10 protein-coding genes are annotated in these 12,963 nt (G+C 71.1%); 8 read left to right on the forward strand and 2 right to left on the reverse strand.

Going from position 1 to position 12,963, the window contains the following annotated elements; genetic code table 11:
- Window positions 1–57 precede the first annotated feature (57 nt).
- Window positions 58–1,095, reverse strand: coding sequence for a TerC family protein (locus tag HNR68_RS20975; RefSeq protein WP_179723470.1), 1,038 nt, complete (start codon window positions 1,093–1,095; stop codon window positions 58–60).
- A 481-nt stretch (window positions 1,096–1,576) separates the two neighbouring features.
- Between HNR68_RS20975 and HNR68_RS20980 the strand changes: the two genes are divergently transcribed.
- From HNR68_RS20980 to HNR68_RS21010, 7 genes are all read left to right on the forward strand, one after another.
- Window positions 1,577–4,381 carry an alpha/beta fold hydrolase gene (locus tag HNR68_RS20980; RefSeq protein ID WP_425502896.1) on the forward strand — a complete coding sequence of 935 codons (2,805 nt, stop codon included), beginning with the start codon at window positions 1,577–1,579 and terminating at the stop codon, window positions 4,379–4,381.
- A 35-nt stretch (window positions 4,382–4,416) separates the two neighbouring features.
- Window positions 4,417–5,307: an ABC transporter permease gene (locus HNR68_RS20985; RefSeq protein ID WP_218889562.1), complete on the forward strand. Its 891-nt coding sequence runs from the start codon at window positions 4,417–4,419 to the stop codon at window positions 5,305–5,307.
- 528 nt (window positions 5,308–5,835) lie between these two features.
- Window positions 5,836–7,542 (forward strand): sensor histidine kinase, encoded by a 1,707-nt coding sequence (locus HNR68_RS20990; protein ID WP_179723472.1) that lies wholly within the window; start codon window positions 5,836–5,838, stop codon window positions 7,540–7,542.
- A gap of 48 nt (window positions 7,543–7,590) precedes the next feature.
- A complete protein-coding gene (locus tag HNR68_RS20995; RefSeq protein WP_179723473.1) occupies window positions 7,591–8,028 on the forward strand; it encodes a roadblock/LC7 domain-containing protein in 438 nt (145 codons plus the stop codon).
- Window positions 8,029–8,030: 2 nt separating this feature from the next.
- The gene (locus HNR68_RS21000) at window positions 8,031–8,390 is read left to right on the forward strand and encodes a DUF742 domain-containing protein (RefSeq protein WP_179723474.1); all 360 of its coding nucleotides are present in this window, start codon (window positions 8,031–8,033) and stop codon (window positions 8,388–8,390) included.
- On the forward strand, window positions 8,371–8,943 hold the full coding sequence (locus HNR68_RS21005) for a GTP-binding protein (RefSeq protein WP_179723475.1): 573 nt from the start codon (window positions 8,371–8,373) through the stop codon (window positions 8,941–8,943). The genes HNR68_RS21000 and HNR68_RS21005 overlap by 20 nt, the downstream gene beginning before the upstream one ends.
- 26 nt (window positions 8,944–8,969) lie before the next feature.
- Window positions 8,970–9,521 (forward strand): GAF domain-containing protein, encoded by a 552-nt coding sequence (locus tag HNR68_RS21010; protein WP_179723476.1) that lies wholly within the window; start codon window positions 8,970–8,972, stop codon window positions 9,519–9,521.
- Between the two features lie 97 nt (window positions 9,522–9,618).
- On the opposite strand, the gene HNR68_RS21015 is transcribed toward HNR68_RS21010, so the two are convergent.
- Window positions 9,619–11,175, reverse strand: coding sequence for an acyl-CoA dehydrogenase family protein (locus HNR68_RS21015; RefSeq protein WP_179723477.1), 1,557 nt, complete (start codon window positions 11,173–11,175; stop codon window positions 9,619–9,621).
- Between the two features lie 757 nt (window positions 11,176–11,932).
- On the opposite strand from HNR68_RS21015, the gene HNR68_RS21020 reads away from it, so the two are divergent.
- Complete coding sequence (locus HNR68_RS21020) at window positions 11,933–12,841, forward strand: LysR family transcriptional regulator (RefSeq protein WP_179723478.1); 909 nt, start codon at window positions 11,933–11,935, stop codon at window positions 12,839–12,841.
- Window positions 12,842–12,963: the final 122 nt, after the last annotated feature.

Below are 12,963 nucleotides of genomic sequence, written 5' to 3' on the forward strand. Positions count from 1 at the left end.
TCCGCGGCCGCGGGCCCTCGGCGAGGGCCCGCGGCCGCGCTGCGCTGGGTCGGGCGATCAGGCCCTCTTCTCGGCCTGCTCCTGCTCCGCTCCCTCTTCGCCGTTCTTCCTGGCCTTGGCCAGGCTGGCCCACGTGGTGATCAGCAGCACCACCACGATGAAGCCCAGGGACATCCAGTTGTTGATCTCCAGCCACTCCGGCACCAGGTGGTACTCGTGGAACGCGTGGAGGATCAGCTTGATGCCGATGAACCCGAGGATCACGGCCAGGCCGACCGACAGGTAGATCAGCTTGTCCACCAGCCCGCCGAGCAGGAAGTACAGCTGCCGGAGCCCCATGAGGGCGAAGGCGTTGGCGGTGAACACCAGGAACGGGTCCTGGGTGATGCCGAAGATGGCCGGGATGGAGTCGACGGCGAACAGCAGGTCGGCGCTGCCGATCGCCACGATCACCACGAACATCGGGGTCAGGAACTTCTTGCCGTCGATCTTCACGACCGACTTGTGACCGTGGTACTCCTCGGTCACCGGGAACACCTTCCGCACCCAGCGGACGACGGCGTTCTCCTCGTACTCCTCGTCCTCGTCCTTCTTGCGGACCATGCTGATCGCGGTCCAGATCAAGAAGGCACCGAAGATGAAGAAGATCCAGACGAACTTCGCGATCAGCGCGGCGCCGACAGCGATGAACACACCGCGCATCACCAGGGCCAGCAGGATGCCGATCAGCAGCACGCGGTGCTGGTGGATCGACGGCACCGCGAAGCTCGACATGATCACCATGAAGATGAACAGGTTGTCGATGCTCAGCGAGTACTCGGTGATGTAACCGGTGAAGTACTGGATCGCGAAGTGCGGGTCGCCGAAGACCCAGACACCGATGCCGAACACGATCGCGCACGCGATGTAGAAGGTGACCCACTTCGCCGCTTCACCCGTGGTGACCGTGTGCGGCTTGCGGTCCACGATCACCAGGTCGAGGAGCAACAGGAGAGCCAAGCCGCCGAGCGTGGCGACCCACACCCACCACGCGACATCGAGCCGGTCGACCGCTCGCTGTGCCTGCTGGGCGAGCAACGTCACGTCGGCACCCATGGATCACCTCCGGTTCAGGGCATCATGCGCCAAGGGACCGGAGGTCTCTTCCACCGACCTGAGGCCGGTCGACGGCACCGGGCTTGTCCAGGCAAGTTCCGTGATGACGACGCCGCCGCGAAGGAATACTCCCCTCCACTTGCCAAGATTGTCGCCGATGCGCGGCTCGCGGCACCAGTGGGGGTGGCCATGAGCAACGCACGTCACGCAGGGACCGTACGGCCAGGGCCCACCCTCGGCAAAGGGGAACGCCCGCACATCCCCCCGACGGCGGCCGACGGGACCATTGCGTTTCCTCCGATCACCGCTATGATCACCGGCACCCGGCCGTGACCGGGACCGCACGCGGGGATGCGGCCACGACCCGACACCGGGCACGACGACGTGTCCGGTTGCTGTTTGGTCTCTGGTTCATAGCGTCTTGTCTTCGCACTCGTCTGGATCCGAACCGGTGCTGCCGTCTTCCCCTACTGTCGAAAACGTGTCCGCCTCCCGTCGCCGCCGCACGCGCCTCGTGCTGGCCGCGCTGTCCTGCATCGCCGTGGTGGTGATCACGGTCGTCCTCTGGGCCGGCGAGCAGCCGCCCCGAGCCGCGCCCGAGCCACCGCGCGAAGCGATGGTGGACGTGCTGGACGGACCGAACGACGACCAGCGGGTCCAGATCGACGTCACCCTCTACGCCCCGGCCGAGACGCCGGCGCCGGCGATCCTGCTCGCGCACGGGTTCGGCGGCAGCAAGGCGGACACCGCCGCGCAGGCGCGGGAACTGGTGCAGCGCGGCTTCACCGTGCTCACCTACTCCGCCCGCGGCTTCGGCCGCAGCACCGGCAAGATCGCGCTGAACGACCCGGACTACGAGGTCAAGGACGCCCAGCAGCTGCTGGACTGGCTCGCCCGCCAGCCCGAGGTGTCCCGCGACGGCGACGGCGACCCGCGGGTCGGCGTCACCGGCGCCTCCTACGGCGGGGCGCTGAGCCTGCTGCTGGCCGGCAAGGACCCGCGGGTCGACGCGATCGCGCCGGTGATGACCTACAACGACCTCGGCCAGGCGCTGCTGCCCAACAACGCCAGCCGCAGCGCCGAGCCCGGCACGACCCCGGCCCGGGGCTCGTCGACCGACCACGGCGTGTTCAAGCAGGCGTGGGCCGGGATGCTGTTCGCCACCGGCAGCGCGCCGCGGGCCGCCGCACCCTCCGGGTCCGGTCCCGCCGGTGGCGCCACCGACCCCCAGGGACAGCCGCTGACCTGCGGCAACTTCACCGAGCAGGTGTGCGCCGCCTACAGCGAGGTGGCGCAGACCGGGCGAGCCGGGCGGGCGACGCTGGACCTGCTGGACCGGGTCTCGCCGAAGTCGGTCACCGCGGGCATCGACATCCCCACCCTGCTGGTGCAGGGCGAGCGGGACACCCTGTTCGGCCTCGACCAGGCCGACGCCAACGCCCGGCAGATCGCCGCGGCCGGCGGCAAGGTCAAGACGATCTGGTTCGCCGGGGGCCACGACGGCGGTCAACCGGGTCCCGAGCTGCGCCGGCAGATCGGCGACTGGTTCGCCGCGCACCTCGGCGGGGTGGAACCGGTGCCCGACCCCGGTACGGGCTTCCTGTTCGACATCGCCGGGCGGCCGCAGCGCAACGGCGAGATCCCGGTCCGCACCATCACCGCCGAGGCCTACCCGGGGGTGGCGGGCACCGAGCGCACCCCGCGCTTCTCGCTCGGCCTGCACGGGCCGCCCACCGAGGTGGTCAACCCGCCCGGCGGCAGCCCGGCGACGACCAGTTCCCTGCCCGGTGCCGGGCAGGTGCTCGACGCGGCGGGCAGCCTCGGCCAGTCGCTGGCGCGGGACCTGCCCGGGCAGACGGCGGTGTTCCGCACCGACCCGCTGGAGAGCCAGCTGCTGATCTCCGGCACCCCCCGGACCCGGCTGTCGGTGGCCTCGGTGCCGGGCCAGCCCAGCACCGGCAGCGCGGTGCTGTTCGCCAAGCTCTACGACGTCGACCCCGAGCAGAAGCGCACGCTGCTCGGCAACGCGGTCGCCCCGATGCACGTCACGGGCCTGCCGCCGGACGGGACGCCGGTCGAGGTCGACGTCACGCTGCCCGGCGTGGTGCACCCGCTGGAGGCCGGGCACCGCCTGGAGCTGGCCGTGACCACCACCGACCAGGCCTACGCGGTGCCGCGGGAACCCGCCGTGCACCTGGTCGGGCTGGCCGGGGACGGCTCGGTGTCGGTGCCCTCGGTGCACGGGACGGCGACCAGCGGTCAGGAGGTCCCGGTCGCACCGCTGGTGGGCATCGGGGTGCTGGCCGGTCTGGTGCTGCTCGCCTGGGTGATCTCGCGGATCCGGCGCGGCACCGCCGACGCCCCCGACCCGCTGCTGGCCGACACGCCGCTGGTGATCGCCGGGCTGACCAAGTCGTACCCGGACAAGCCGGCCGCCGTGCAGGAGCTGTCCATGCGGGTGGAGCGCGGCCAGATCGTCGGCCTGCTCGGCCCCAACGGAGCGGGCAAGACCACCACGCTGCGCATGCTGCTGGGGCTGCTGCGGCCGAGCAGCGGCCAGATCCGCGTCTTCGGGCACCGGCTGGTGCCCGGGGCGCCGGTGCTGTCGCGGGTCGGCGCGCTGGTGGAGTCCCCGGGCTTCCTGCCGCACCTGTCAGGTGTGGACAACCTCCGGTACTACTGGGCGGCGACCGGGCGGCCCATGCTGCAGGCCCGCTTCGACGAGGTCCTGCAGATCGCCGGGCTGGGCAGCGCCGCGCACCGCCGCGTCCGCGGCTACAGCCAGGGCATGAAGCAGCGGCTGGCGATCGCCCAGGCGATGCTCGGGCTGCCCGAGCTGCTCGTGCTCGACGAACCGACCAACGGGCTGGACCCGCCGCAGATCCACCAGATGCGCGAGATCCTGCACCGCTACGCCGCCACCGGGCGGTCCGTGCTGGTGTCCAGCCACCTGCTCGCCGAGGTGGAGCAGACCTGCACGCACGTGGTGGTGATGCACAACGGGCGGCTGGTGACCAGTGGCAGCGTGGCCGACATCGCGGCCGTCGACGGGGCGGCGACCTTCCGGGTCGACCAGCCGCAGCAGGCCGCCGCGGCGCTGCGCACCATCGAGGGGCTCGGCCAGGTGGAGGTCGACGGTGACCTGGTGCACGCCGACCTGGCGGGGCACACCGCCGCCATCGCGGTCAACGTGCTCGTCGACGCCGGGATCGCGGTGCACCGGGTCGGACCGCGCCGCCGGTTGGAGGACGCCTTCTTGCAGCTGGTCGGAGAGGAGAACCGGTGACCGACGAGCCGCAGCCCGTCGCCAAGGTCGGGCAGCTGGACACCACCGAGACCGCGGTGGTGCGCTCGGGGCGCAGCCACGCGGTGCAGCCGGACGGCGGCGTCGAGGGCTACCGGGCGGAGCGGACGCTGCCGGTGCGGGTGGAGCTGGCCCGCCAGCTGCGCCGCCGCCGCACCCGGCTGACGCTGGGCTTCCTGGTCGTGCTGCCGGTGGTGCTGCTGCTGTCGTTCGAGATCGGTGACGCGGGCAGCCGGGGCCGGACCTTCGCCGACATGGCCACCGCGAGCGGTCTGAACTTCGCGGTGTTCACCCTGTTCGCCTCGACGAGCTTCCTGCTGGTCGTGGTGGTGGCGTTGTTCTTCGGTGACACCGTGGCCAGCGAGGCGTCCTGGTCCAGCCTGAAGTACTTGCTGGCGGCGCCGGTACCGCGCGTGCGGCTGCTGCGGCAGAAGGCCGTCGTCGCCGGGCTGCTCTCGGTGTTCGGGCTGGCGCTGCTGACCGCGATCTCGCTCGGCGTGGGCGTGCTCTGGTACGGCGCGGGGCACATGGTGACGACCACGGGCGAATCGGTGCCCTTCCCGGCCGGCGTCGCGAGCCTGGCGGCGGCCACCGCGTACCTGGCCGTGCACCTGAGCTGGATCGCGGGTCTGGCGCTGTGGCTGAGCGTGAGCACCGACGCCCCGCTGGGCGCGGTCGGCGGGGCGGTCCTGGTGTCGATCCTGTCGGAGATCCTGGACCAGATCACCGCGTTGGGGAGCCTGCGCACCTACCTGCCGACGCACTACTCCACCGCGTACGCCGACCTCCTCGGCGCGGAGGCGGACTGGACGGAGGTCGCGCACGGGGCCTTCTCCGCGCTGGCCTACGCGACGCTGTTCGTGGTCCTGGCGGTCTGGCGGTTCCAGCGCAAGGACATCACCAGCTGATCAGGCACGGTCCCGGACTGCGACCATCGATCGGTTTGTCCAAAATCACCCGAACGGTCCAACGCATGATCGCGCCCGGTCGCCGGAGGAGGGCCGTTCGCACAGGTCAACTGCCCGTTCCGGGGGAGCACAGGACCGCACCACCCGCCCGGTGGCGCCCACGCCGCGCGCGGCGCGACCGTCGGCACCCGTCGCGGTCGTTTTCCGCGCACACGCTGGGAATTCTGCCCACGCACGCGGCCCTCTGCACCGATTCCGCAGGCCAGCCAGGAACTTCCTGGGTGCGCAACACCCTCACTACTGGGACTCCCCCGAGGTCGCTAGGATCAGCCGGGTGCTCAAGTTGATCAACAACTGAACAACACCAGTAGTCCCGCGGCGACGCCCCGACCCCGGCCCTCGCGCCCGTCGCCGACCCCCCGACCAAGGACGCTGATGTCTGAACATCCTCATACCGCATCGGAGCCCGAGCGGTTATCCGCTCCGTCGCCCGGTGCGGACGAAGACCTGCGGCCCGAGCTGCAACGCATGGTCATGCTCCCGCTGGCCGTGATGGCCGTGCTGGGGATCGCCGCGGCGATCGTGCTGGCCATCGACCTCCCCGTCGAGGCGAACTACGCAGTGCTCGGCGTCGGGGGCATCGCCTGCACCACCCTCCTCGTCCTCGCCTTCCGCAAGGCGACCGCCACGGCCACCGAGCTCAACGAGCGGGTCGAGGACTCCTCCCGGGACGTGCAGCGGGCCCTCGAGGAGACCGCGCGCCGCGAGCGGCAGTGGATCGACGTGCTGCGCCGCGAGATCACCCAGGGACGCGAAGAACTCCCGCAGCTGGTGGAACGGGTGCAGGCGGGCGAGCAGCCCGCGCCGACGTGGCCCACCGGAGAACCCGGACCGTCCTCCGACCCCTTCGAGCTGCTGGCGCACGACATCCGGCAGGCGCAGGCCGCCGCCGAGTTCGCCGTGGTGCGCATGCACCAGTTCGCCGAGAGCGGCGCGGCCGGTGACCCGAGCGTGGCGGTGTTCGCCAACATCGCCCGCCGCGTGCAGTCGCTGGCGCACCGCGCCATCCAGCGGCTCGACGACCTCGAGCAGCGCGTCGAGGACCCGGACCTGCTCAAGGGCCTGTTCGCGGTCGACCACCTGGTCACCGGGGTCCGCAGGCAGGCGGAGAGCCTCGCGGTGCTGGGCGGCTCGATGCCGCGGCGCCAGTGGAGCAAGCCGGTCGCGATGTACACCGTGCTGCGCTCGGCGGTCGCCGAGGTCGAGCACTACGCCCGCGTGAAGGTGATCCCGCCGGTCGACGGCACGCTGCACGGCCACGCGGTCGCCGACGTCATCCACCTGGTCGCCGAGCTCGTCGAGAACGCGACCTCCTTCTCCGAGCCCGACACCCAGGTCACGGTGAGCACCCAGCGGGTGACCGCGGGTCTGGCCATCGACATCCGGGACCGCGGGCTCGGCATCGGGACGGCCGACCGCGCCGCGCTGAACCAGCTGCTCGCCGACCCGGGCGCGGTCGACCGCGACGAGCGCCTCAAAGACGGCCGGATCGGCCTGTACGTGGTCGCGCAGCTCAGCCAGCGCCACCAGGTCGCCGTCGAGCTCGAGAACAACATGTACGGCGGAACGGACGCCCACGTGGTGATCCCCAACAAGCTGCTCGGCGAGGACGACGGCACCGAGCCGGAGAAGTCCCCCGTCGACGCCATCGTCGCCCCGGAGCCCGCTCCGCAGCCGGAGCCGGCCGCCGAGCTCGAACCGGCCGCGTCCGAACCGGCCACCCGCGCCACGCCGGCGCGGACCTTCGAGGCCTGGCCGTCGCCGGAACCCGTCGCCGCGCCCGAGAACGGCACCCGCCGCGGTGTCCACCGCGCACCCGTGGAAAGCCTGTCCGGCGCCAACGGGAACGGGACGCGGGGCTACGGGAGGCACTCCGGCACCGTCCCCACTCCGTCCACTCCAGACTCGACCGCGCAGTTCTCCACCGCGCAGTTCCCGAGCGAGCAGGGTCACACCGGGCAGTTCCCCGGGGAGAAGGTTCTCAACGACGAGAAGCGCCCGCCGCTGCCCCGGCGCGACCGCACCAAGAGCTACGTCGCGCCGCAGCTCGCTGGAGGCGGCTCGCAGGCCGACAACACACCACGGGGTGGCCCCAACCCCGGCTTGTGGGCGGCCTATCGGCAGGGCGTCGAGGGCGGCAGCTCCGACAGCCGTCCCGACGACCGCGCCGTGTGATCCGCCCGCACGTTCCCTCTCCCCTGCATCCCAAGGAGTTCTCGAACCATGGCCAATGAGGTGCCCGGTTCCACATCGGACCTGAGCTGGCTGCTCGCCGACCTCGTGCGACGGGTCCCGCACACCCGCTGCGCGCTGCTGGCGTCCTCGGACGGGCTGCGCCGCTACCACCACGGGCTGGAGGCTGACGAGGCCGACGCGCTGGCCGCCTGGGCGGCCGCGCAGTGCTCGCTGGCCCGCAACGGCGGGCAGCGCTTCGGCTCGGGCGGCGGAGTGCGCCAGGTGGTGGCGGAGTTCGACGACGTGATCTTCTTCGTCTCCGCGGCCGGACCGGGCGCGGTGCTCGTCGTGGTGGCCACCCCGGAGGCCGACGCCGCCGTGCTGGGCTACGAGATCGCCCAGCTGGTCAAGCGGGTGCCGTCGCACCTCAGCACGGCGTCGCGGCAGCCCGCGGCTGCCCGGAGTTCCGGCGACCTGGGCAGGTGAGCATGTCGAGACCGCCGGAGAAGATGTGGGTGGACGGCGAGGCCGGCCCCCTGCTGCGGCCGTACTCGCTCACCAACGGCCGGACCAAGCCGTCCACCGCGCTGTCGCTGCAGTCTCTGGTGCGCTCGACCGGTCGCGTCTCCCCGGACCGGGTGGAACCGACGCACGCGAAGATGCTGGAGCTCTGCCGGGTCGCCACCTCGGTCGCCGAGGTCTCCGCCCACCTGCGGCAGCCAGCCGTGGTCACCAAGGTACTGCTGTCCGACCTCATCGACTGGGGCGCGGTCACCACGCGCGTGCCGACCGAGATGCCGGACCGAGAACAACTGGAGGCGTTGCTGCATGGTCTCCGACAGCTCTGAGCTGTTCCCGACCGCATTCAAGTTCCTGATCGCGGGCGGGTTCGGGGTCGGGAAGACCACGTTCGTCCGGTCGGTCAGCGAGATCGAACCGCTCACCACCGAGGAGACCCTCACCGTCGCCAGCATCGGCACCGACGACCTGTCGGGCGTCGGTGACAAGACCACGACCACCGTGGCCATGGACTTCGGGCGGATCACGTTCGACCCGCAGAACATCGTGCTGTTCCTCTTCGGCACGCCCGGCCAGGAGCGGTTCTGGTTCATGTGGGAGGACCTGGTGCGCGGCGCGCTCGGTGCCGTGGTCCTGGCCGACACCCGGCGATTGGAGGACTGCTTCGCCGCCGTCGAGTTCTTCGAGCAGCGCGGCATCGACTTCGTCGTCGCGGTCAACCAGTTCGACGGCAGCTACTACTACCGCCCCGAGGAGGTGCGGGAGGCGCTGGACATCAAGCCGCACATCCCGGTCGTGATGTGCGACGCGCGCGACCGCCGCTCGGCGGCCTCGGTGCTCGTCCAGCTGACCGAGCACGTCCTCACCTCCCGTCCACTGTAGAATCCGATGGAACCTGGAGCCTCCTCATGACCACCTTCGACGACGCCGGCAACCGGCACCTGACCCCGGTGGACAAGCACGCGGCGGAACGCGCGGCGCGGTTGCGGCAGCTGGGGTTGGGCGAGAAGGCCGAGCCGGAGTTCGACGCGTTCGCGCAGCGGGTCGCGCAAGCCCTGGGCGTGCCCAACGCGATGGTCAACTTCATCAGCGACTCGCGCCAGTACCTCAGCGGTCTGTACTCCTCGGTGGGCGCGGACGCCGCGCCCGACACCGACCCGCGCACGGCCCCGATGGAGACCGGCTACTGCCCGCACGTGATCGCGCGCGGCATGGCGCTGGTGCTCGAGGACGTCTGCGACTACCCGCGGTTCGCGGGCAACGACGTCGTGGACCGGATGAACGTCCGCTCCTACCTCGGCGCGCCGCTCATCGACCGCACCGGGATCGCCCTGGGCACCGTCTGCGTGATCGACAGCGAACCGCGCCCGTGGGGTCGCGAGGGCCTCAACGTGATCAAGACGCTCGCCGCGGAGGGCGTGGAGCTGATCCACCGGCGCGAACGCGAGATCCTCGGCTGACCCACGCACGGAGGAGCCCGTGGGCGCCGCGGCGTCCACGGGCTCTCCGCTGTGCGCCCCGCGGCCGCTCGGTGACGGCAGCCGCGGGGCGCGTGCGTCAGCAGCGCAGCAGGGCGTCCATCTCGTTCTGCTCGCCCGGGCGGCGCTGGTCGATGTCACCGATCAGCTCCTGGTACCCGGTGATGTGGTCCGCGACCTCGTCCACAGTGGGCAGGTCGACGAACGGCACGCCGTCCTCGGCGCTGCGCAGCCGTTCCCGGAGCTGCCGCTCGCACCAGGCCGCGGTGTGCGGGTGCACGGTCGAACGTCCGGCGGCCTCGCTGGTCAGCGCCGCGAGGACGCTCCAGCAGGCCAGCTCGCCCACCACGTTGGCCAGCACGTGCTGCTGCTGCGCGCTGGTGGGCGCCACCGTGGCCAGCTTGCCGACGCGGTCGGCCAGGTCGTGCACCTGCGTGGCGGCGTCGAACTGGTCCATGAGCGCGGTGAACCGGCCCGGGGCGGACAGCAGGGTGGTTCCCAAGTAGACGGTGATCGCCTCGGTGGAACCCTCGAAGATCCGGAACAGCCGGTAGTCGCGGAAGTGCTGGGCGACGACGTTGGTGTCCACGTAACCGCGCGCGCCGAGCAGCTGCACGCACCGGTCCACCACGTCGAACGCGAGCTCGCAGCCGAGGATCTTCGCGACGAAGAACAGCGGTTCGGCGACCTCCTCACCGGAGTCCAGCCGCGCGGCGATGTGGCGGACGAGCGCCTCGACGGCCTGGGTGGCCGCCACGCTGTCGGCGAGCAGCTGGTGGATCCGGCCGTTCTCGGCGAGGTTCCCGGTGGCGACCTCGCGCCGCTGCGTGAAGCGCAGCGCGAGCTCCAGCGACCGCATCATGGCGCCCAGCGCGCCCGCGGCGAGGGTCACCCGGCCCTTGGTGAACGCGGTCTTCGCCGCGACCAGTCCCTGGCCCTCCTCGCCGAGCAGCGATTCGGCGGGAACGCGGAGGTCCTCGAACGTCAAGCTGTTCTGCGGCACGACCTTCAGGCCGAGGGTGAGCACTTCCGGTCCGCCGAGGAAACCCGGGGTCGTGGTGTCGACCATGAAGCCGGTGATGCCGGCGTCCTGGCCGTGCTCGTCGACGAGGCGGGCGAACACGTTGACGTAGGCGGCGTCAGCACCGAGGCTGATCCACTGCTTGCCGCCGTTGACCAGGTAGGACCCGTCGGCCTGCTTGACCGCGCGGGTGCTGATCGCGCGCACGTGGGAGCCCATGCCCGGCTCGCTGATGGCGCTGGTGACGAGCCGCCGCCCCCGCGCTACCTCGGGCAGCACCGCGTCGCGCACCGCGGGCTGGGCGAAGCCCTCGATCGGCGGGACGCCGAGGGTGTTGTGCACGGCGGTGAGGATGAGCAGGTTCGCGTCGATCGCGCCGAGCTGCGTCATCACGCGCAGCGCGTCGGTGTGCGACAGGCCCAGTCCCGAGTGGCTCGTCGGGATCTGCAGCCCGAACAGCCCTTCGGCGGCGAGGTCGGGGATGAACGACACCGGGAAGGCGCGCCGCTCGTCCATCCTCCGCGAGTCGATGCGCTCCCGCGCGTACCTGCGCAGGAAGTCGAGCAGGTGCGACACGGTCGTCGGGGTCGTGGCGCACTGGTCTGTTGGTTCCATTCCGTCCCTCCTCTGCGGACTGCCGGCACGCGGCGCGGCGCGCTGACCGCGGTTCGGGGCGCGCGGTGGTGCCGCGAGGCGGGCGGTCAGGGCGCGAGCGATCCCCCCGCCCTGGAGGTGTCCGGGCAGGCCGGGGGCGAGTCGGTCTACGGTGGGAAGGCGACTCCACGGCCAGCAGTCGCTGGCTCCTGTCCAACGCGGGGTGTCAACGGCCTGGTTTCCCGGCCGTGGGGCGGATCCAGGGCCGCGGCGGGTCGGGGCGCGCCGGTGCGCTCCGACGTCACCGCACGGGTCGGGGTCCGTGCTGCCCCGGAACGGTCGTGGCGGTTCCCACTGGCACGCAGCGACTGGGCGGCGTCCATGCACGAGCTCCGTTCCGCGACGACCTGCTGAATCCGTCCCTTGCGAACAGTGCGGTCAAAACTACCGTGTTTACTTCTTACGGGGTACCACCTAAACGGTGAGTTACGCCGACCATGTCCGGAGTGTCGTCACCCAGAGCAACGAACTCCCAGGGGGCGCTCACGATTTCCCACTGTTGAGCGATCTTTTGGGACACCGCTGGAACCCGACTGCCCGCACCGGTCACCCTGTGTTGATCTTGGTTGACTCCGTGATGTCGACAACACACCAACCGCGCGCCGATCCCGTCAAATCCCCCGCAGTGCCCGAACTCGGGACCAGGCAAGGGAAAACTCCGCTGCGTGCTAGCCTGGGGGCGGAGTGAGCGGCCCGGTACGACAGCGCGGGTGAAGCGATGGAGATGTTCCACCTGCGGTACTTCGTGGCCGTCGCCGAGAACCTCTCGTTCTCCGGCGCCGCGCGGCAGCTGCACATGGCGACCTCGCCGCTGAGCCAGCGGATCCGCGACCTGGAACGCGAACTCGGCACGGTGCTGTTCGAGCGCGATTCCCACCACGTCCAGCTGACCGAGTCCGGAACGGCGCTGCTGCCGATCGCCAAGGACGTGCTCCGACGCTTCGACGACATCCCCTGGCGGCTGCGCGAGGCGATCAGCCCGCCACGCCCGGTGTTCTACGTCGGCATCCCGCCCGGCCTGCACTCCGCGCTGCGCGAGCGGCTGCGGGACTTCGAGCAGCGGTGCGCGGACGAGTGCGACCTCAAGCGCTGGCCGGGCGGGAGCAGCGACCTGCTCGCCGGGGTGCAGCGCGGCGAACTCGCGATGGCGCTGGTGCACCTGCCCGTGCACGCGGAGGGCATCGAGGTGGCCGAGGTGATGCGCGAGCCGCTCGGCGCGGTGCTGCCCGCGGCCGAGTTCGGGTCCCGGACGTCGGTGTCGCTGCACGAGCTGGTCGACCACACCTACGTCAGCCCCGCCCCGCGGATGCTGCCGAGCTACTACGAGGAGGTCGAGGTGCGGCTGCGGGCCGCCGGGATCCACCGGCGGATGACGTTGGACACCGGCGACTACGGCAGCACCAGTGAATTCGTCGCGAACGGCGGCGCTTTCTCCATTTCGATGCTCGATCCCGGAAGCGGAATGCACAAGCACCGCAACGAGAACACCGTGGTCCTGCCCTTCGCAGATTTCGCACCGATGTTGGCGACCGGTCTGATCTGGCGGACCGACCGCGCCGAGAGCCACCGTGACCTGCGCGAACTCGTCGAGTCCGCCACCTCGGCACTGTCCGGCCCCGTGGCGTGACCGCTGCGGTCACGCCACCGTTCGCGAAACGGTTCCGCTCGCCGATTGAACCGCCCCCTCCCGCCGACCTAATGTAGTTAGCGAAGCGAAAGAACACGTCGGGAAATCTCATCCCGGGAGTG

The sequence above is a fragment of the Saccharopolyspora hordei genome (genome assembly GCF_013410345.1).
Classification (GTDB): domain Bacteria; phylum Actinomycetota; class Actinomycetes; order Mycobacteriales; family Pseudonocardiaceae; genus Saccharopolyspora; species Saccharopolyspora hordei.